We start from the raw sequence: 21,162 nt of genomic DNA on the forward strand, positions 1-21,162 counted from the left end.
ACTTAAATTACTCTAATTTTAAGAGTGTGCAAATGTACGACAATTTTCTATTTATTCAAATATCAAGGAGTTATTTTTAACAAACCTCAAAAAAAAAACTTCAAAAACTCAAACTCACAGCGCCTCTTACACCTTCTCTAAAACACAAAAAAAATAAACAATATGTTAAAAAAAACAAACAATTTCAAAAAACAAACAACAACCTTACATTCCACACCAAAACAAACACTTTATTTTAGAATTATTTAACAAATACCTTGTTTTTTTAAGTTTTATTTATGATTTTTGGCTCAATTAATTCAAATAATTACATAATGAAAACAAAAATTAACGGAATACTAACACTACTCTTAGCGTTAGTTGTGCAAATATCCTTTGCACAAGAAAAAGTGATTTCAGGTACTGTTTCCGACGAAACAGGCCCCCTGCCTGGAGTTAACGTACTAATAAAAGGGACAACTTCCGGAGTAGAAACTGACTTTGACGGAAAATTTTCTATTAAGGCTAAGACTGGTGATACACTTATTTTTAGTTTCGTAGGAATGAAAACTGTTGAAAAAATAGTTGGAACTACTAACGTTATCAATTTAACCATGGCTAGCGACAATGTACTTGATGAAGTTGTTGTAACTTCCTTAGGTATAAAAAGAGCTAAAAAGAGTTTAGGTTACGCTTCTCAAGAAATCAAAGGAGACAAGGTTTCTACTGTAAAACTTGATAATGTAGTAAACTCTTTATCTGGTAAAATTAGCGGTGTTCAAATTAAAGCTAACAACAATTTTGGCGGATCTTCTAATTTTTTAATCAGAGGAATTAGCTCTTTAACAGGAAACAATCAACCTTTATTTATCATAGACGGAATCCCTATTTCTAATCAAATAGAAAATAGCGCAAATCAAAAAAATGGTAGAAGAGGCTTTGACTACGGTAACGCAGCTTCTGACATTAACCCTGATGATGTTGAATCTATTAATATTTTAAAAGGAGCCGCTGCATCTGCTATATATGGATCTAGAGGAGCAAACGGAGTTGTCATTATTACAACCAAAAAAGGAAAAGAAGGAAATATGAAGGTAAATATATCTTCCGGTATTACCCTAGGAAAAATAGATAGATCTACTTTTTTAAAGTATCAAGATAAATACGGTGCTGGATATGGCCCCTACTATGGAAGTACAGGATATTTTGAAGATATTGATGTTAATGGAGATGGGATTAACGATTTAGCAGTGCCTACCTACGAAGATGGTTCTTTTGGAGCTCCTTTAGATGGATCTCTTGTTTATCAATGGGATGCGTTTGTTCCTGAACACCCAAACTACCAAACTGCAACACCTTACATCGCTGGTAAAAACACTCCTGCAGATTTCTTCGAAACTTCTCACCAAATCAATAACTCAATATCTATTTCAGGAAGCGATGATAAAGTGAGTTACAGATTAGGGTACACAAACTTTCAAAACAAAGGTATTTTACCAAACTCTAAACTAGACAAAAACACCTTTAACTTTAATGGTACTTTGAAAGTTTCAAATAAACTAACTACAGGTGCCAATGCCAACTTTATCAACCAAGATGTTATTGGTAGAAATTCTACAGGATATGGAGATAATTTAATGTCTCAATTTAGACAATGGTGGCAAGTAAACGTTGACATTAAAGACCAAAAGTATATTTACGACTTAACTGGCAAAAACTATAGCTGGAATCACCAAGGTTCGGTTGGAGGATCTCCTTTACAACCACAATACTGGGACAATCCATATTGGACTAGATATCAAAATTACCAATCTGATAACAGAAACAGATTCTTTGGTAATGCATTTGCTACATATAATATTAATGATTGGTTGGATTTAACTGGTAAAGTAGCTGTTGATACATACTCTGAAGTACGTGAAGATAGGAGAGCTGTTGGATCAGTTGCTACAGAGTTTGGACTAACAGTTGGAGACCAAGCGTCTGGTTATCAAAGAACACAAATTAACTTTTCAGAATTCAACTATGATCTAATGTTGAACTTCAGTAAAGATTTATCTGAGAAATTAACCCTAAATGGTGTTTTAGGAATGAATATCAGAAAAGAAAAATACCACTTCTGGAGAGCCTCAACAAACGGAGGTTTAGCTAACCCTGGTGTATATTCTTTAAGAAACTCTGTCTTACCCGTTAACCTACCCGAAGAACGTTTAGCCGAAAAACAAGTTAACGGATATTACGTTCAAGCTACTTTAGGATATAACGATAGACTCTTCTTAGAATTCACAGACAGATACGATGTATCTTCCTCTCTCCCAACAGCAAACAATAGCTATAACTATTTTGCTGTTAGTGGTAGTTTTATTTTTTCAGAACTAATAAACACAAACTGGTTAAACTATGGTAAACTTAGAGCTGGATACGCTGAAGTAGGTAACGACCTACCTGCCAACAACGTTTACGACACCTATAATGTTATAGATCATTTCGGTAGTGTAGCTTTAAGCTCATTTAATGGCACCAAGAAAAACGAAAACTTAGTACCTGAAAGAACCAAAGAAATAGAACTTGGTCTAGAAACTAGATTTTTAAACAATCGCTTGGGCTTAAATTTATCTTGGTATAAAAAAGACACAGAAAACCAATTAATGCCAGTCACCACAACAGCTGCTTCAGGTTTCTCTAGTAGATGGGTTAATGCTGGTACCATAGAAAACAAAGGGGTTGAAGTAAGTTTAGATGGAAAAATAATTCAAAATGAAGACTTTAAATGGAACACTACAATTAACTGGTCAAAAAACAACAACTTAGTTAAAGAATTATATTCCGACGTAGAAAACATTCAACTTGCATCGTTCCAAGGGGGTATTTCAATTAATGCCACTAAAGGTCAACCCTATGGAACAATAAGAGGTACTGGGTTTGTCTACGATGATAACGGCAACAAAGTTGTTAACGATAATGGTTACTATAAAGTTAAAAGCAATCAAATTATAGGAGATACTAACCCTGACTGGAACGCCGGTATCACAAACACTCTTTCTTATAAAAATTTATCGTTAAGCTTTTTAATTGACATCCAACAAGGAGGAGATGTATACTCATTAGACCTTCATTATGGTCAAGGTACAGGTTTACCAGACTACACAGGGGGGCTTAACGAACTTGGAAACCCAATAAGAAATCCTATTACATCAGGACCAGACAGTGGGGGTGTACTCAACCCTGGTGTTACAGAAGACGGACAACCAAACACTACTCGTACTCCTGCAGACACATACAATGGAGCTTTCTACTGGGGAGACTCGAACGTAAACCCAGCCGCACTTACTATATATGATGCTTCATATATTAAACTAAGAGAGTTAAGCCTTAAGTACAATTTTCCTAAAACTTGGCTTCAAAATTCTGCAGTATCGGATTTAACAATATCTTTAGTAGGTAGAAATTTATGGATAATAGACAAAAACGTACCTTTTGCTGATCCTGAATCAGGATTAGGAGCAGGTAATGCTCAAGGATATTTATCCGGATCATACCCTACCGTAAGAACAGTTGGTCTTAATGTTAATTTAGAATTTTAAAAGATTATGAAAAAAATATTTTTATTTTTAATTTCAACATTCTTAATCGTCTCTTGTGTCGATGAAGACTTAAATGTTGATAAAAAAAATCCGAGTGAAGTATCAGGCGCAACACTTTTTGCCAACGGTACCAGAAACATGTTTGACTTAATGAACTCATGTAGTGTTAATGAAAACGTTTTTAGACTATATGCTCAATATTGGGCACAAACAACCTATCCTGATGAAAGTCAATTTAATCAAGTTAGTAGAAACATAGGAGGCTCAATTTGGAACACACTATACAGAGATGTTCTTAAAGATTTAGATGGAGCTAGAGTCTCTACAGAAAACTCAGTAGATAACCCTAACAAAGAAAATCAATTAGCAATCATAGAGTTTACTACAGTTTACGCATATAGTATCTTAGTAGATACCTTTGGAGATGTGCCATACACAGAAGCACTTGATCCAAACAATCCAACTCCAAAATATGATGATGCTGAAACAATTTATTTAGATTTATTAGATAGACTATCAAAGGCCATTCAAACTATTAACACCAATGGAAACTTTGGTTTTGATGATTTTATTTACGGTGGTGACCTTTCAAAATGGAAAAAAGCTGCTAACTCATTAATGTTAAGAATGGCTATGAGAATAGCAGACTCTAACCCTACCGAATCTATCCAGTATGCTAACTTAGCTTCAACAGATTTAATTCTTAATAACAGTGATAACTTCTCTATTAATTATCTGGGAGCCTCTCCTAACACCAATCCTCTATACGTTAGCTTAGTACAGAGTGGTCGTAATGATTTTGTTGCAGCTAACACATTTATTAACAAAATGCAACCAAGAGAGTATTTAACTTACAATTCATCTGACTTGAATGGAGACGGCGTAATTGATGAAAAAGATGAAGTAGAATACATAGATCCAGACTCTTTTACTAACACAGATCCTAGAATGTTTGTATATTTCAGAACCAATAAAGTAATCCCTGAAGAGTTAAACATAACTGACTCTAATGACAATGTAGTTGCTACTTTCTCATACACAAATGCATACAACAACCAAACTCAATTGTTCGAAGGAGGTACTTATGGTACTGCCAACAGCCACAGTGGTCATACTCAACTAGGAGACATTCTAAGAGTACCAGACCTTAAAGGCACGATTATATCAGCTGCCGAAATTAGGTTTTTATTAGCAGAGGCATCTGCTAGAGGTGGATATAGTGTAGGCGGAGATACCGAAACTCACTATAACGAAGGTATCAGAGCCTCTTTTGATGAATGGAAAATAAACGATGTTAGCTCTTATTTAGCAATGACTCATGTTGCTTACTCAACTGCATCTGGTGACTGGAAAGAAAAAATTGCTACTCAAAAGTGGTTAGCTTTGTATAATAACGGTTTTGAAGGATGGACAACTTGGAGATTATTTGACCAACCAACCTTAAATAACTTACCTGTTACTAACCCTGAACAAATTCCTACTCGTTTTCTATACCCTACTTCAGAATCAACACTTAATGGTACAAACTATCAAAGTGCTTCTTCAAGTATTGGAGGGGATGAAAAAACAACAAAGATTTTTTGGGATAAAAACTAACACCTAAAAACATTAAAAGCTGAAGTTAGTAACTTCAGCTTTTTTATCATATCCAATAAAAACACAAAACTTTACACTAAAAATCATGAAATTGAAATTATTATTAATTACAGCGTTAGTCACAAATACTGTTTTCTCACAGTTTACCAGATCTCAAAAAATTCCCAAACACGCAAATAGCATATTCAACAACAACATGGATCATTTTGCTATGGCTAAAATTGATATGAAATTCAATAATGAATTTGGAAAAAATGTATCTGGCACATATTACTTAACTAAAGAATGGAAAAAATGTAAAATAACTACTAAAGAAAATAAAAGCTATACTCTACCAAACTGCAATTACAATTTATTCGATAAAAGATTTGAAGTTCAATTTGAAAATAATGATTTTATCTACTTAAAAAAACAAAATATAGAGCAAATTATTTTTGATAACAAAACCTTTAAACCCATAAGCAACAACCTTATATCTAACACAGATAATAATTATTATCAAGAGATTGCTCAAAACAAGAATATCACTCTTGTAAAACTATACAAACTCAAAAAGAGAACAGTAAACTCAAAGGAATCTCTAGGCATAATCGAAAACAAAATAATTAATAAAAGCTACAACTATTTTATTAAGGATAACCAACTCATAAAAATACCTAGATCAAAAAAGAAAACCTTATCGATTTTAGACATTAAATACAAGAAAAAAGAGCACAAAGAAATTAACACAAAAAACACAAATGATTTAAAAAAACTTCTCCAAAAACTGTAATTTTTTTACACATAGCTATTACCCTACCCCATCTTCTTTTCATTATCCCAAAATAAAACTACAATTACAAACCTTTTTAAGCAATCACAAAAACAACTATCATATTTTCTGTTTTAAACACTCAATTCAACAATAATCACAACATTCAACTACCAAAATTAGACATTTACAAAAAATAAAAATAGTTTTCAACTATTTTACTCATATTTACTAACCTATACTTTTTTAAAAAATCATCTCAAGTATTTTTATGTTAAAAAATTGTTTATTTAAGATATATTTATGATTTTAGCGATTAATTAATTCAAATAATTACATAATGAGAACAAAGTTTAATGGAATTTTGACGCTATTCCTAGCGTTAATTGTGCAAATGTCCTTTGCACAAGAAAAAACAATTTCAGGTACCGTTTCAGACGAAACTGGCCCATTGCCTGGGGTTACAATTTTAAAGAAGGGTACCACTCAAGGTACAGAGACTGATTTTGACGGAAACTACTCTATCCAAGCTAAAACTGGAGACATATTGGTTTTTAGCTTTGTTGGTATGAAAACAGTTGAAAGAACTATTGGTTCCTCAAGCACACTAAACGTTACTATGCAAAATGATGTAAACATACTTGAAGAAGTTGTTGTTACAGCAATTGGTATAAAGCGAAAGCCTAAAGAACTTACAGCTTCAGTAGCTAAATTAAAAAATGAGGATCTTACTAAAACAAAGTCTGTAAATGCTACAAGTGGAATTATAGGTAAAGTTTCTGGTATCCAAATAAATACTATAAGTAATAGTGTTAACCCTAATACTAGGATTGTTTTAAGAGGTAGTAGATCTTTAAGAGGAAACAATCAAGCTTTAGTCGTTATAGATGGTTCTCCTGCTCCTAGATCTGCAATTGACAGGATTAATCCTGATGATATTGAAAGTATGACTATACTTAAAGGTTCTAAATCTGCTGCATTATATGGTTCAGCTGCATCAAATGGTGTTGTAGTTATTACAACCAAGAAAGGTAGAGATAGAATGAGTATTCAATTAAGTTCTACTTTAGAATTATCTTCTGTAGCTTATTTACCTGAATTACAAGAAGAGTTTGGTGCCGGAGGGTTTCCTGATGGTAATTTATTACCTTTAGAGAATGTAAACTGGGGACCAAGATATGATGGTCGATTAGTTGACGCAAGTGAAACATTGGATAATGGAGAGGTTTGGCAAGTTCCTTTTAGTCCAATAAAGGATAGAAATAAAAACTTTTTTGATGTTGGTACAACTATAAGAAATGGTGTATCAATAAGTGGCGGTGATCAGAAAAGTGATTATCTTTTCTCTTTAGATCAAACAAATGTCAATGGTATTGTTCCAAAAGATAAATATAACAGAACTAATGTCAGATTTAAAGCTAGTAGAAAATATAATAAACTAACAGTTGGTGGTAACTTAAGTTTTTTTAGATCTCATGCTAATGTTGTAGGAGAAGGTGGTAGACAAGGAAGACCAGTTTATTGGAATGTTTTGAACACACCTCTTCATCTTCCTCTAGATCAAATGAAAAACTGGAGAACAGGTAAATTTACAAGAAATGAAGTGTCTTACTTCAGGTTTTATGAGAACCCATATTTTATAATTGACACTCAAAGAGAAAAGACAGATATTAATCAATTTAACTTTATAGCTGATATTAACTACGAGATTAACGATTGGATTTCTGCTACAGTTAGACCAAATTACACTTATACTTCTAATAAGTTTGACAGACGATTTGGAGCTTTTACCTATGAATTTCATTTACAAAATGTGTACTCAGAAATGGATGAGTATGGAGCTGTAAAAGCAGATCAGTTGACTACCACTAGTAGATTTAACAATGACTTCCTTTTAACCTTTGACAAAAATATCACAGAGGATTTTTCTGCAAAATTAATTTTAGGTAACAATATTTTTCTTAATAGACTTGATAGGATTAATGTTGAAGGAACAAACTTGATTGTTCCAGATTTCTTCCACGTTTCTACAAGAACTGGTGAGTTAACAGGTAATCAGTTCAGCACAGAAAATAGAAGAGTTTCAGTCTATGGAGATCTTACTTTAGGTTATAAGGACTTTTTATTTTTAAACGCTACGGCTAGAAATGACTGGTCGTCAACTTTACCTAAACAAAATAACTCATTCTTTTATCCTAGTTTTGGTTTGTCTTTTGTTGCCTCTGATGCTATCCCTAGCCTTGTATCTCCAAAAGGGTTAAGCTATTTAAAACTAAATGCAAGTTGGGCAAAAACTGGTAACGATGCAGATCCATTAGTAGCAAATGATATATTCTTTGCTCCTGATAATTTTCCTTACGGTAGCACAGCTGGTTTATCTCAAACTAGTAATGTTAGTGATCCTAATTTAAAACCAGAATTTACAGAATCTATAGAAGCTGGTATTGAATTTGGTTTAATTAATAATAGAATAACAGGTAGTATTAACGGATACAAAACTAATACTACAAATCAAATATTAAATGTAGATGTTCCTTTCTCATCTGGAGCTAGAACATATTTAACAAATGTAGGTGAACTACAAAACATGGGGTTAGAGTTAGATTTAAATGTGACTCCAATTAAAACTGAAGATTTTAAGTGGGATGTTAGTGCTAATTATTCAACTTTTGATACAGAAGTTATATCTCTTATGGATGGTGCTGATCAAATACAAATTGGTTCTCTTGATGCTACCAATGCAGTAAATATAGTTGCTAAGGTAGGAGAGCAGTTTCCATTAATTGAAACTACGGCTTATTTGAGAGACCCTCAAGGAAGAATTATTGTCGGTGATGATGGTGACCCAATTCAAGATACTAAAAATCAAATTCAAGGTCAAGTAACACCTGACCAAATATTAGGTTTAACTACCAACTTAAAATACAAGAATTTTAATTTATATGTTGCTGCTGATTATAGAACTGGACACGTTTTTTACAACAACTTAGTAGACGCTCTTGAATTTACTGGTTTAACTCAACATAGCGTTACAAATAATCGACAACCATTTGTTTTTCCTAATTCTTCTTATTCTGACGGTAATGGTGGTTATATATCAAATAATAATCGCTTAACGTCAGGAGGAGGTAATGCATTTTGGGATAGTTACAATGAGGTAAAAGAAAACTATGTTACCGATGCTTCTGCTTGGAAAATTAGAGAAATAGCTTTATCATATAATTTTGATAAAGAATTATTAAAAAGTGTAGGAATTCAAGACTTAAGCTTAGGAATTTATGGGCGTAATCTTTTCACGTTTAGACCTAGTGACAATGTTTATACCGATCCAGAGTTTAACAGTAACAGAGCTTCTACTAGTAACTTTGTTGGTGTTGGAACTCAATCACAAACACCTCCTACAAGACAATATGGTCTAACATTAAATGTAAAATTCTAATAACAATGAAAAAACAAATCATAAATTATATAGTATTATTTGCACTCTCATTTGTATCTGTAAGTTGTAGTGACTTTTTAGATGTAAATGATGACCCAAATAATCCTACGGTTTCTACTCCAAAATTGACCTTGCCTGTAGCGCAACAGGATTTATTAGCCTTAAATTCACGCTCGATGAATTATATTGGTAACTTTATGGTATATAATTGGACAACGCCATCTAACTGGTCTGCTAATCAAAACCTAATAAGGTATAATATAACTACAAACACTCTTGCTAATGTTTGGGAGACTTCTTATGCTGATATATTCAAGAATTTAACTTATATCGAAAATTATGAAGGTAGTGCTGATTATACAGTGTATAAAGTTATCTCTAAAGTTTTAAAAGGTTATCAATACCAATATATAGTTGATTTATACGGAGATGCTCCTTATACTGAAGCTAATCAAAGAGCTGAAGTTTTATTTCCAAAATATGACGATTCTGAAACTATATATAAAGATCTAATTGATAAATTGACTGAAGCTGCAAATCAATCTGTTAACATGCCAGACAATTATGATGACCCTGGTTCTCAGGATATTATTTTTGGAGGAGATATGACAAAATGGGCTCAATTTGCTAACACTATCAAGTTAAGACTTCTTATAAGAATGAGTTCTACAGGTCAAGATGCTTATATTTCTAGTGAAATTGCTAAAATAAATGCTAATGGAGCTGGCTATATTACTTCAAGTGTTCTTGGTAATCCAGGTTATAGTGACGACACAAACAAACAAAATCCATTCTTTGGTTACTTAGGTAGTGCCGCTGGTCAAACTACACCAACTGATAGAAATGATTTTACAATTGCAACTGATTATGCATTAGACTATTTAGCTGGTACAACTAATGACCTTAGATACCAAAGGTTATATGCTGAGGCTGAAGAAGGTGGTTATCATGGTGCTGCCCAATCTACTACTTTACCTGCAAGTGGTTTTACAAGTGAAGAAACATCACATGTAGGGCCTGGACTATTAATTAATTCAGAGCAAGATCAACCATTAATGCTACATTCAGAAGCTTTATTATTACAAGCAGAAGCTATGGTTAGAGGTTACATTCCTGGCGGAGATGCTGCAGCTAAGAGTATGTATGAACAAGCCGTTATTTCTTCTTTTAACTTCTTAAAAGTTCCTGACGCTACGACAGAAGCTAATAATTACTTAGCTCAACCATTACCTAATGTATCTTGGGATGATTCTACTGATAAATTACAAGCTATAGCTGTTCAAAAATGGATTGCTTTAAATGGTGTTAATGGTGCGGAATCATGGATTGAAGTTACTCGTACAGGATTTCCTGCTAATTTACCTGTTCCTACTGAAGCAGATAGTGCTGGTAAAAGACCTGTAAGACTATTGTACCCTAATTCAGAGATTGCTAGAAATCCTGATAATGTTCCTGCTCAAACTAAAGAAGCTATATATACAAACATTCCTTTCTGGAAAAATTAACTCTTAATATATTATGAAAGCAATTTATAAATTTAAATTTTTATTATTGGTACTCCTTTCTCTTGTAACTGTATCTTGTTTAGATGATAGTGTTACTGATTTTGGGAAAGGTCCAGTAGTTGTTCAATTTCCTGCAAGTGAATTGAGTCAAAATTTCTTGCAAGATGGTAGTGGAACTGTATATGATTTTGAAATACCAGTTCAATACTTTGGTGGAGATAATACTCCTCTTAGCAAAGATGTTACTTTAACTGTTGGTATAAATTCAGAATTAACAACAGCAACTGAAGGTTTCGAATTTTCACTGTCAGAAACATCTTTTACTATTCCTACAGGATCTAATTCTGCGATGGTTAGCTTAAAAGTAAATTCTGCTAACTTAGATTCTTCTGATCCTAAAATTGTAGCTTTGGAAATATTAGACTCTTCTGAATCTGCTTCTAATAATAGAGGAATAATTTTATTAACCTTACAAGGTATTTGTCCTTCTAACTTAGCCGGAAGCTATGCATATACAGCTGGTAACGGTAATGATGTTACAATTACTGAAACTGGTACTGGAACATACTCTGTTAGCAATGACAATGCTTTTGGAGGTAATTATCCAATATACGTAAGCGATTTATGTGGTACACTTACTATAACTGGTGGTTATTTAGCAGATAATTTTGGAATTCCTGTAAGTGGTTCTGGATCTGTTTCTGAAGATGGAAATACAATAACATTGATATATACAGTTGATGGTTATTTTTCCAATAGAACTATGGTTATGGAGAAAAAATAGTTAGTTTTAAATAAAACTAAAACCACCTCTAACGAGGTGGTTTTTTTATACCATAAAATCAACTACATTTGCAACATGGAACAAAACACAAATATTTTCGGTATTAGAGCCATTATTGAAGCTATAGAAAGTGGAGCTTCAATCAACAAGGTATATCTTCAAAAAGGCTTACGAGGAGAGTTATTTTTTCAATTGGATAAGCTCCTAAAGAAGAATAAAGTATCAACTAGTGTAGTTCCTACTGAGAAGTTAGATCGTTTATCTAAACATAACAATCATCAAGGTGCTGTAGCTAAAATTTCCCCTATTGACTTTTATGATTTAGAGAGCTTAATTGAAGAAGCATTAGAATCTGATAAAACTCCCCTATTTTTATTATTAGATCAAGTTTCTGATGTAAGGAATTTTGGGGCCATTATTAGAACAGCAGAATGTACTGGTGTAAACGGAATCATCATTCAAAAAAGTGGTAGTGCTCCTGTAAATGCTGAAACCATTAAAACTTCAGCTGGAGCTGCTTTTAAAGTACCTATTTGTAAAGTAGATCATATTAAAGATGCCATTTTTCGACTAAAGGCTGCAGATATTAAATTAGCTGCTGCTACTGAAAAAACTGAAGATTCAGTTTTTGATGTTAATTTTAATCAACCTATAGCAATCATCATGGGTTCTGAGCACAAAGGAGTAAGTAACTCTGTTTTAAAAATGGTGGACTATAAGGCTAAATTGCCACTTCTAGGTGAAATTGAATCTTTAAATGTTTCAGTTGCTTGTGGTGCGTTCTTATATGAAGCTGTAAGACAACGTTTATAATATTTTAAATCCTGCTTAGTGCAGGATTTTTTATTCCTCTTCCTTGTAGATATAACGGTATTTTATTTCCTTCAATTCTAACTCGGCTTCTTCTACAATTGGTGGAATATAGTTTCCATTTTCATCAAACATATCATCAAATTCTGTTTTAGAGAACTCAAACCTTTCCTTAATTATACCTTTATTTTTGTATAACAAAGCTAATACTATTCCTGTAATTAACCCTGATAAATGACCTTCCCAAGACATTCCTTCTTTAATCGGTAATACATACCAAACCATACTTCCGTATAAAAATATGGTGATGAAAGAAACAGCTACTAACCTGTAGTTTCTCTTTATAATTCCACTAAAAAGAACAAAACTAAAAAGCAAATACACAATTCCACTCGCTCCAATATGGTAGGATTCTCTTGCAATTAACCAAGTTAGTAATCCAGCAATAATCCCTCCAAATAACAAAACTTTAATTGCTACTTCCTTATAAAAATAAAAAAGACAAGCTGAGAGCACAAATAAAGGAACTGAATTATTAAAAAGATGCTTGGTGTCACTGTGAATAAAAGGAGAGCACAAAACCCCTTTTAAACCACTAAAATTTCTCGGAAAAACTCCAAATTTATTGAAATTCCATCCGAATTTAATTTCTATCCAATATACAAGCCAAATTGTAAAAACAAACAGGAGAGGAATAGTAAAAACTGTTGAAGAAAATTTTAGTTGCTGTTCTGTGTTCATGACCTTTAAAATAACAAAAATAAATCCAAAGCAGTATTTCTGAAGTTCTGTCATAAATCTTTGCTATTTTTACATTATGAATCAACCTTTGGCAGAAAGAATCCGTCCACAAAGTTTAAGTGACTATATTAGTCAACAACATTTAGTGGGCGAAAATGGAATTTTAACCAATCATATAAAACAAGGAATTATTCCTTCACTAATTTTATGGGGGCCTCCAGGAATTGGAAAAACTACCTTAGCCAATATTATTGCAAATGAATCTGGACGTCCATTTTATACCTTAAGTGCTATTAGCTCTGGAGTAAAAGATGTTCGCGAAGTAATTGAAAAAGCAAAGAAAAGTGGCGGATTGTTCACGCAAAAAAACCCTATTTTATTTATTGATGAGATTCATCGTTTTAGTAAATCTCAACAAGATTCTTTATTAGGCGCTGTTGAAAAAGGTTGGGTAACTCTAGTTGGCGCTACCACTGAAAACCCAAGCTTTGAGGTTATACCTGCCCTACTCTCTCGTTGCCAAGTGTATATATTAAATTCTTTTGATAAAAATGATTTGGTTGCTTTGTTACATCGCGCAATGGAAAAAGATGAAATCATTTCTCAAAAAAAAATCAACTTAAAAGAAACCGATGCACTGCTTCAAGTTTCTGGTGGGGATGCGAGAAAACTTCTGAATATTTTTGAATTATTAGTTTCTGCTGATGATGAAATTGAGGTTACTAATGAATTGGTATTATCTAAAATTCAAAAAAATACGGTTCGTTATGATAAAACAGGTGAACAACATTACGATATTGTTTCTGCTTTTATAAAATCAATCAGAGGTAGTGATCCCAACGCAGCAGTGTATTGGTTAGCTCGTATGATAGAAGGCGGAGAAGATGTGAAGTTTATTGCTCGTAGAATGCTTATTGCTGCTTCTGAAGATATTGGTAACGCAAACCCTACTGCGTTAATTTTAGCCAACAATACCTTTCAAGCTGTTTCTGTAATTGGCTATCCAGAGTCTAGGATTATTTTAAGCCAGTGCGCTGTATATTTAGCAAACTCTGCCAAAAGTAATGCTTCTTATATGGCTATAGGTGAAGCACAAAATTTAGTTAAAACAACTGGTGATTTGTCTGTTCCGTTGCATTTACGTAATGCTCCTACTAAATTAATGAAAGACCTAGACTACGGAAAGGAATATCAATACTCTCACAACTACGCTGGTAATTTCGTAAATCAAGAATTTTTACCCGATGAGATAAAAAACACAAAATTGTATGAACCAGGTAACAATGCTCGTGAAAATCAATTTAGAGAACTACTGAAGCAACGTTGGAAAGATAAATACAATTATTAGTTACAATACAAATAGGTTATGAATTATAAACTAAAAACTTTTATCAAAGTTGCTCAGTATTCAAGTTTTACACTTGCTTCTAAAGAGTTGAATATTTCACAACCTGCCGTTTCTAAAACTATTTCAAAATTAGAAGAAGAATACAATACAACTTTTTTTAATAGATCACGAAACTCTATTTCATTAACAAATGAAGGAAAAATTTTTCTTGATTATGCTTATAAAATTACTGAGTTATTTGAAGAATTAAAGAATTCTTTTCTTTTAAATGAAAAGAGCGTTTCTCTTGAATTTAATATAGGATTGAGCACCACAATTGCTACGTATGTGATACCAAAAGTACTCGCTAAAATACAACAAAACTCTAATAATATAAAGTTCAATATAATTAGTGGCAATACAAAAGATATTGAACATAAGATTTTAAATCAAGAATTAGAGTTTGGTATTGTAGAAGGAAAATCTTCTAATCAATTATTACGATACTCAAAATTTATAAAAGATGAGATTGTGCTGGTTACAAGCACTAACAATAGCAATAGTAAAAGCTCTATATCAAAAAAAGAACTAAGTGAAATACCTTATGTAAGTCGTGAAGTTGGTTCGGGTACACGTGAAGTAATTGAAGAAACTTTAAAGAAAAACAACATTACTACACTAAACAGAGTAATAACATTAAATAACACAGAGGCTATTGAACAGTATTTGCACTACTCTAACTCTTATGCTCTCTTATCTATCCACGCTGTAACGGAAAAACTTATTCAAAACAAATTAAAAATAGTTGATATTAAAGGACTTTCTTTTGAACGTGAGTTTGATTTTGTTTGTAGGACAAACTATCAATCAAAAAAAATGGACCTACTTTATAAATTAATTAAAACCAACTATAACTTTTAGTTATCTTGAATAACTATTTAATTTCCTTTTTAGCTATATTTCAGTCGTAGTTTTGTTTCATCAAATTCTTAGAAAAAATGAAACAATTCTATCTAATTATCTTTTTTATATTCTCTTTAACACTAGCCTTGGCTGGCTACATTTCTAGCCCTTTTGCTTTAGTATTTGGCTTTATTTTGACATCTATTTTTGGTAATCCTTTTCCAGAAAAAACTAAAAAAGCAACTCAAATTCTTTTAAAAACGTCTGTTATTGGTTTAGGTTTTGGAATGTCTTTAACTGAAACTATACAAACAAGCAAAGAAGGGTTTATTTTAGCTACTTTATCAATTATTTTAACCGTAACTCTAGGTCTCTTTCTTATTAATTTTTTATCAATTGAGAAAAAGTTAGGCTTTTTAATTACTTCGGGGACTTCTATTTGCGGCGGAAGTGCTATCGCTGCTATTTCACCTGTAATTAAAGCTAATCATAAAACTATAAGTATCGCTATTGGAGTTGTTTTCTTTTTAAATGCTATTGCCTTATTTATATTTCCTCCTTTAGGGCATCTTTTTGGTTTAACTCAACAACAATTTGGAATTTGGTGCGCCATAGCTATCCACGACACCAGTTCTGTTGTAGGGGCTGCTTTAGAGTATGGTGATGAAGCTTTGCAAATAGCAACTACTGTGAAACTTGCACGTACTTTATGGATTATACCTTTATCTTTTTTTGCTATGCTTCTTTTTAAGTCTAGTGATAGAAAAATTAAAACCCCTTATTTTATAATTGGATTCATTGTAGCTATGCTACTCAACAGTTATCAAGTTGTTCCAGAAAGTTTTTCGATAAACATCGTAGAATTATCTAAAAGACTTCTCGTAGTAACCTTATTTTTAGTAGGAATGAATTTAACTGGTAAGGATTTAAAAGAAAGTGGTATTAAGCCTGTTATTGTTGCTTCTCTTTTATGGATATTTATAAGTGTTTTTTCACTACTCTTTATTATTATTTCTTAAAGAGTAGTGAAAAATATGCGTTAGAACTTTATTTGATATTGTTTTATTGTTTTAGTTCCATCCACATAATACTCAGCAAACCAAAAACCTCCATTTTTATATAAAATTCCATTCTTATCTTTAATTACAAAAACGTCTTTTACATTCGTTTTTAATACTTGAAAAACAACTTCAGGTTTTGTGTTTACTAACTGGAATCCGTTAGTTATTAATTGTGCGTACAATACATTTTTTGTTGTGTTTTCTTCATTAGCCTCATCTGTTTTATTTTTTACTACCTCAACAGCTGAAACCACTGGAGCTACTACTTCTTCTTTTACAGTAGTTACTTCTTTTGATGGTGTATACTTGTACTTTAATGCCTGTACTGATTTAAAAGCATTACGAATAGCTTCATGATAGGCCTTTTTGTAATCTTTCTCTTTACTTCTTCCTTCTTTAGATGCAAACACCACTTTGTTATTACAATCTTTTAACTCTACAATACTCTTTGTTGTAAATAATCCTGATTCATCTCTTACTGTACCTGTTAAAGCTAAACACCTATTATTTACAACTTCTTCTGGTAACTTCTCATCTTCTAATAGTGCTGTAAAGCCATACTTATTGAATAAGAATTTTGTTAATGAACTTGTTTGGTATTTATCTTTACCTTTTAAAAAGTCAAACTTTGTTGGTACAATAACATACTTGTAAGTATTAATAGATTTTTGCGCAAAACTTGTTGCTGTGATTAATAATAAAACGTAAACTATTTTTTTCATTTATTTAAATATTAAATTAACTCCTAGTTGAAAAGAGGTTGTATTGGCATCAGCAATATCGGCAATTTTAAACAAATTGTCCACTACACCGTATATGTTTAACTTTCCTGTTTTTACTGATAATCCTAATCCAAAATTAGTGTATGAAAAATCATCAATTGTATAGGTTATTTTACTCCTCACTCCTTTTATTAAAATTCTTTCATAAAAACTTGTAAATGCGAATTTAGGTCCTGTAGGTCTAAAAACAGCAAACAACTGACCACCAATAGCATTGTTATAAAATTTATTATACGTCATATCGTAGCACGTTTCTTCTCTTCTTGATTTTCCCCAACTATGTTTAACTGAACTATTAAACTTTATAGGACGCATTACTGTGTATGAATTTTTATCTTCTTCATTAGGTATTTGGCTTTCTATGTCGTTCTTTAAGTCTTCCCAATAATTACGATTTGTTCCATCGTATTTAAACTCAATACCAGAAAAATCATAACTTCCTTTTACAGATGCATTTCTATTTCCTTTTGAATAATTCACAAAACCTACATCTAACAAACTAGCTGTTAATTCAGTTTGTTTATTAATCTTATAGGTAATTCCAAAATCTATACCTAAGCCCAAGTTTCCTCCCAAAAGTGATCTACTAATGATATCTTTTGTAGAAATTTCAACATTATTATTTTCATTATAAATACCAGAGCTATAAACCGCGGCATCAATATTATTTAAATGGTGTGTGTAAATATTATCTTGACCTAATTTTGTTGCAAAACTTCCTTTATTTTCAGTAGAAGTAACATTAGCTATTCCCGAATAAATTTTTAACCTCCCTCCTACTGTTAACTTATCATCTACTTTTTTTGAAATACCAACATGGAGAACACTTAATACTTCAGATTTTACCGAAACTTCTGATGCCAAAAAATCTTTATTTAAGTTGGAAGCATTGCCATCATTAATTAGTTGTAATATATTTTTTGGCACCGCCATAAATGCGTCTACTTCTGTATAAAAACCTCCAGATATATAATACTTATCATTAAGTTTATAACCTGCATTTAGTATTTCTATTTGTGTGTTTAACTGTATATAATCGTTAACTGATAATTTATTTAATGCATTCCTATACTTAACATTAAAATTAATCATGTCATTTCTAAAAACATCGGCTATTGTAACATCACCTGTTACTCCGGCTTGAAAAGACACTCCTGATAAAAAGGGAATTCCTACATGATATTTATAATTAACGGTTGCTCCTGGGTTTAATAATAATGTTTGTGGTATTTCATCGAACCCATATAAAACTTGTTTATTTTGACTGTTTATTTCGTGTATTACGATTATAAACAACAGCAATAAAATGTATAAATGTTTCATTAATTTATTTTAAAATAAAGGGTTCCTGCTGATTTAAAAGTAAACTTTTTGGGTTCGTTGATATCAATCACGGTACCGTCTGAACTTGGTAATAGCTCAAGAATTAATTCAATTTTAGTTGAATTTAAAATACTTGAATTACTCAAAACATCAATAACCTCTTGAAAGTTAAAAGCCTGAGTGTTTTTTGGAATATTAATTGATGTAACTCTATACGTTACTGCATTATTCTCGCCGAGAAAATTAAAATTAAGTTTAAAGTTTCTATCAAAAGGATTATTTATTTCAAAATTAAGTTCAATTTTATTTAAATCTTCAGCTCCTTCATTATTAAAAACTTCTAACCTTGAAACCTCTCTTATTCTTGCTATTTCAATTCCTGTTGGTGTAACTAATGAAGTTTGATCAAGATTGGCATACACTAATGATGCAACAATAACTGGTGTTATTTCTATATCTTCTGCTTGACTAAAATCAATATCTTTTATACATGACATATGTGTTATTAAAACAAATAATATAAAGAAGTGTTTTACTTTCTTATTTTTATTTATTTTCAGAATATTATTCATTTATAAATATTTTTTTAATTCAATTAATGAAGTTATTTGTTGGACGTCTTTACTTTTTATTTCTTCTGAAAAGTGAATTACTTTCATTTCTGAATTTAGAGCACCAATAATATCAGCCTCATAATTGTCACCTATCATAACAGACTCTTTTGCTTTAGCTCCGGCTTTTTCCAATGCAAACTTAAAAACCTTCGAATTAGGTTTTTTAGCTCCAACACATTCAGATGTGATTACTTGTTTAAAAAAATTACTAATTCCTGACTTTTTTAGTTTTAATTTCTGCACCTCTTCAAAACCATTAGTAATGATATGTAAATCATACTTCTTTTCTAAGTACTCTAGTACCTCTTTAGTATTATCAAATAGGTGGTTAAAGTTTGGTAAATATTCTATGTAATCTTTAGATATTTGGTTTATTAAATCATCAGAAACTTCATAATTTAAATTATCAAATGTTTCTTTTAATCGATAATACCTTAAAGCTGATTTTTCTATTTTATCTTCTCTGTATAGTTTCCAAAACTTAAAGTTCAAAGGCATATAAACTTTTAAAAAATCACCTACTGGAATAGTTATATTTTGTTCTTTAAAAATTTGATTAAAGGTTAGTTTAGAGTTTTTATCAAAGTCCCATAATGTATGATCTAAATCAAAAAACAAATGTTTTATATCCATATTATCTATGTATTTCTTACTATTTTTATCATTGAATTGTATAATCTATTCCAGCCTCTCCATCTTAAATAATTACTTAAACTTTCATTATGAAATACTGTTATAAAAGTACCATTTACCGCCTTTACTTCATTTTTTAAATCTCTAATTTTTCCTAATGACTGTTTTGGTGTTAACTTCATGTAATCGTTTAACGTTGTATCCATCAAAGCAAATGGGAATATTTTTAATGGTGTTTGAATTTCAAAATCTAAATCGTAAAAGTGAAAAGGTGTACATGTAGTTGCTCGAAAACCAACATGTGTTGTATATCCCATTGAATAGTCTTCATCTATCTCTAAATCTATTAACTGTTGATATGTTTCTGGTAAAGACACTCTTAAATAGTGCTGTCTTGAACGTTTAATAGGCATATTAGTTATGTTTTCTAAACGCTCTTTTTCCTTTTTTAACATAGCCGCATTATTAACGGTGTAATAAGAAGGATGTAAGCCTACACGAGCGTAATCAACCATATCTTTTATTAACAATTTAAATTTTCTTTTAGAAGCAGAAACATTAGTATCGAATGTAGTATAATCACCTATTAAAAAGAAAAATATAGTTCTTATGTTATATGTTTTCTTTATATCTATTATTTCTTTAAAGGTATCAAATGGGTCTTTTTTAATATTAAAAAAGACAGCAAATCTATCCCAAACTGTAAAAATCTTAAACTGAGAAATGTCTTTTAAAAAACCTCCCAATATCCTAATAAAACTTTTATACTTATATGCATAAGCATTATCCACATCTATTGTAGATATATACTTATATTTTCTTGTAGTATGTTTAAAATCAGGAAATTTTTGCTTTAAAGTATCGAGAAACTTATATGCCCATATATCAACAAGTGGCTTTTCTAAAAACCCATTTTGATATGCTATACTTTCTTTTACCGAAAAACGGCCATGCTCGTCTTTAATATGCGGTAAATATTCTTCATATCTTGATATTAAATAAAAACTAGCAGCAAAAATATCAAATGGGATCTCAGAAGTTTCAGCCGTTGAAAAAAAACAAGGAGCTTCATCCCATTTTTGAATAATTATTTCTACATCCTTTACACCTTGTTGAAACAACAACTCATTACTTTCAACAAAAAACTCTTTTCCTAAAGGAACATTTGTATATGAAAACTTAGGTCCATTATAAGCTACAAATTCCTCTACTTTCCCTGTAAAATCAATCTGAACTTGTAAAATACGAGTAAATATATGTTTAAAAATATAACGTACTCTAGGAGTAACTTTATGGGTATAAATAAGTATCATAAATAGTAACTAGAATC

The 21,162-nt window shown here is 31.4% G+C and carries 16 protein-coding genes; 10 read left to right on the top strand and 6 right to left on the bottom strand.

From position 1 onward, the window contains the following. Positions 1 to 314: 314 nt before the first annotated feature. The 7 genes from ACXIHB_RS05945 to rlmB all read left to right on the top strand — a co-directional run bounded on the left by ACXIHB_RS05945 (position 315) and on the right by rlmB (position 12,451). Complete coding sequence (locus ACXIHB_RS05945) at positions 315 to 3,563, top strand: SusC/RagA family TonB-linked outer membrane protein (RefSeq protein ID WP_239178997.1); 3,249 nt, start codon at positions 315 to 317, stop codon at positions 3,561 to 3,563. A gap of 6 nt (positions 3,564 to 3,569) precedes the next feature. After that, complete coding sequence (locus ACXIHB_RS05950) at positions 3,570 to 5,159, top strand: SusD/RagB family nutrient-binding outer membrane lipoprotein (protein ID WP_462099163.1); 1,590 nt, start codon at positions 3,570 to 3,572, stop codon at positions 5,157 to 5,159. 85 nt (positions 5,160 to 5,244) lie between these two features. After that, on the top strand, positions 5,245 to 5,931 hold the full coding sequence (locus ACXIHB_RS05955; RefSeq protein WP_462099164.1) for a hypothetical protein: 687 nt from the start codon (positions 5,245 to 5,247) through the stop codon (positions 5,929 to 5,931). A gap of 319 nt (positions 5,932 to 6,250) precedes the next feature. After that, a complete protein-coding gene (locus ACXIHB_RS05960) occupies positions 6,251 to 9,349 on the top strand; it encodes a SusC/RagA family TonB-linked outer membrane protein (protein ID WP_462099165.1) in 3,099 nt (1,032 codons plus the stop codon). A 5-nt stretch (positions 9,350 to 9,354) separates the two neighbouring features. Further along, positions 9,355 to 10,854 (top strand): SusD/RagB family nutrient-binding outer membrane lipoprotein, encoded by a 1,500-nt coding sequence (locus ACXIHB_RS05965; RefSeq protein ID WP_462099166.1) that lies wholly within the window; start codon positions 9,355 to 9,357, stop codon positions 10,852 to 10,854. 13 nt (positions 10,855 to 10,867) lie between these two features. After that, positions 10,868 to 11,638, top strand: coding sequence for a hypothetical protein (locus ACXIHB_RS05970; protein WP_462099167.1), 771 nt, complete (start codon positions 10,868 to 10,870; stop codon positions 11,636 to 11,638). A 75-nt stretch (positions 11,639 to 11,713) separates the two neighbouring features. Next, on the top strand, positions 11,714 to 12,451 hold the full coding sequence (gene rlmB / locus ACXIHB_RS05975) for a 23S rRNA (guanosine(2251)-2'-O)-methyltransferase RlmB (protein ID WP_462099168.1): 738 nt from the start codon (positions 11,714 to 11,716) through the stop codon (positions 12,449 to 12,451). A 30-nt stretch (positions 12,452 to 12,481) separates the two neighbouring features. Here the strand turns inward: rlmB and ACXIHB_RS05980 are convergent, their stop codons facing one another. Then, on the bottom strand, positions 12,482 to 13,189 hold the full coding sequence (locus tag ACXIHB_RS05980) for a rhomboid family intramembrane serine protease (RefSeq protein WP_462099169.1): 708 nt from the start codon (positions 13,187 to 13,189) through the stop codon (positions 12,482 to 12,484). A gap of 76 nt (positions 13,190 to 13,265) precedes the next feature. Between ACXIHB_RS05980 and ACXIHB_RS05985 the strand changes: the two genes are divergently transcribed. The 3 genes from ACXIHB_RS05985 to ACXIHB_RS05995 all read left to right on the top strand — a co-directional run bounded on the left by ACXIHB_RS05985 (position 13,266) and on the right by ACXIHB_RS05995 (position 16,438). Beyond that, positions 13,266 to 14,537 carry a replication-associated recombination protein A gene (locus ACXIHB_RS05985; protein ID WP_047789843.1) on the top strand — a complete coding sequence of 424 codons (1,272 nt, stop codon included), beginning with the start codon at positions 13,266 to 13,268 and terminating at the stop codon, positions 14,535 to 14,537. An 18-nt stretch (positions 14,538 to 14,555) separates the two neighbouring features. Continuing rightward, complete coding sequence (locus ACXIHB_RS05990) at positions 14,556 to 15,437, top strand: LysR family transcriptional regulator (RefSeq protein WP_462099170.1); 882 nt, start codon at positions 14,556 to 14,558, stop codon at positions 15,435 to 15,437. 77 nt (positions 15,438 to 15,514) lie between these two features. Then, positions 15,515 to 16,438: a YeiH family protein gene (locus tag ACXIHB_RS05995; RefSeq protein ID WP_462099171.1), complete on the top strand. Its 924-nt coding sequence runs from the start codon at positions 15,515 to 15,517 to the stop codon at positions 16,436 to 16,438. A 20-nt stretch (positions 16,439 to 16,458) separates the two neighbouring features. Here ACXIHB_RS05995 and ACXIHB_RS06000 read toward each other — a convergent pair whose 3' ends face one another. Genes ACXIHB_RS06000 through ACXIHB_RS06020 form a run of 5 tightly spaced genes read right to left on the bottom strand, consistent with a single transcriptional unit; the run spans position 16,459 to position 21,145 of the window. Then, positions 16,459 to 17,202, bottom strand: a complete 744-nt coding sequence (locus tag ACXIHB_RS06000; protein ID WP_394420705.1) for a hypothetical protein — start codon at positions 17,200 to 17,202, stop codon at positions 16,459 to 16,461. Further along, positions 17,203 to 18,585, bottom strand: coding sequence for a DUF5723 family protein (locus tag ACXIHB_RS06005; RefSeq protein WP_462099172.1), 1,383 nt, complete (start codon positions 18,583 to 18,585; stop codon positions 17,203 to 17,205). Next, positions 18,585 to 19,157, bottom strand: coding sequence for a hypothetical protein (locus tag ACXIHB_RS06010; RefSeq protein ID WP_462099173.1), 573 nt, complete (start codon positions 19,155 to 19,157; stop codon positions 18,585 to 18,587). Before ACXIHB_RS06010 ends, ACXIHB_RS06005 begins: the two co-directional genes overlap by 1 nt. Further along, the gene (locus ACXIHB_RS06015; RefSeq protein ID WP_073181445.1) at positions 19,158 to 19,832 is read right to left on the bottom strand and encodes a YjjG family noncanonical pyrimidine nucleotidase; all 675 of its coding nucleotides are present in this window, start codon (positions 19,830 to 19,832) and stop codon (positions 19,158 to 19,160) included. It lies immediately after the preceding gene. 5 nt (positions 19,833 to 19,837) lie between these two features. After that, the gene (locus tag ACXIHB_RS06020; RefSeq protein ID WP_047789850.1) at positions 19,838 to 21,145 is read right to left on the bottom strand and encodes a polysaccharide deacetylase family protein; all 1,308 of its coding nucleotides are present in this window, start codon (positions 21,143 to 21,145) and stop codon (positions 19,838 to 19,840) included. Positions 21,146 to 21,162 lie beyond the last annotated feature (17 nt).

Source organism: Tenacibaculum sp. IMCC1 (assembly GCF_054906355.1).

Coding starts and splice junctions, on each gene's coding strand:
- ACXIHB_RS05945 (WP_239178997.1), top strand. CDS start 315: ATGAAAACAAAAATTAACGGAATACTAACACTACTCTTAGCGTTAGTT.
- ACXIHB_RS05950 (WP_462099163.1), top strand. CDS start 3,570: ATGAAAAAAATATTTTTATTTTTAATTTCAACATTCTTAATCGTCTCT.
- ACXIHB_RS05955 (WP_462099164.1), top strand. CDS start 5,245: ATGAAATTGAAATTATTATTAATTACAGCGTTAGTCACAAATACTGTT.
- ACXIHB_RS05960 (WP_462099165.1), top strand. CDS start 6,251: ATGAGAACAAAGTTTAATGGAATTTTGACGCTATTCCTAGCGTTAATT.
- ACXIHB_RS05965 (WP_462099166.1), top strand. CDS start 9,355: ATGAAAAAACAAATCATAAATTATATAGTATTATTTGCACTCTCATTT.
- ACXIHB_RS05970 (WP_462099167.1), top strand. CDS start 10,868: ATGAAAGCAATTTATAAATTTAAATTTTTATTATTGGTACTCCTTTCT.
- rlmB (WP_462099168.1), top strand. CDS start 11,714: ATGGAACAAAACACAAATATTTTCGGTATTAGAGCCATTATTGAAGCT.
- ACXIHB_RS05980 (WP_462099169.1), bottom strand. CDS start 13,189: ATGAACACAGAACAGCAACTAAAATTTTCTTCAACAGTTTTTACTATT.
- ACXIHB_RS05985 (WP_047789843.1), top strand. CDS start 13,266: ATGAATCAACCTTTGGCAGAAAGAATCCGTCCACAAAGTTTAAGTGAC.
- ACXIHB_RS05990 (WP_462099170.1), top strand. CDS start 14,556: ATGAATTATAAACTAAAAACTTTTATCAAAGTTGCTCAGTATTCAAGT.
- ACXIHB_RS05995 (WP_462099171.1), top strand. CDS start 15,515: ATGAAACAATTCTATCTAATTATCTTTTTTATATTCTCTTTAACACTA.
- ACXIHB_RS06000 (WP_394420705.1), bottom strand. CDS start 17,202: ATGAAAAAAATAGTTTACGTTTTATTATTAATCACAGCAACAAGTTTT.
- ACXIHB_RS06005 (WP_462099172.1), bottom strand. CDS start 18,585: ATGAAACATTTATACATTTTATTGCTGTTGTTTATAATCGTAATACAC.
- ACXIHB_RS06010 (WP_462099173.1), bottom strand. CDS start 19,157: ATGAATAATATTCTGAAAATAAATAAAAATAAGAAAGTAAAACACTTC.
- ACXIHB_RS06015 (WP_073181445.1), bottom strand. CDS start 19,832: ATGGATATAAAACATTTGTTTTTTGATTTAGATCATACATTATGGGAC.
- ACXIHB_RS06020 (WP_047789850.1), bottom strand. CDS start 21,145: ATGATACTTATTTATACCCATAAAGTTACTCCTAGAGTACGTTATATT.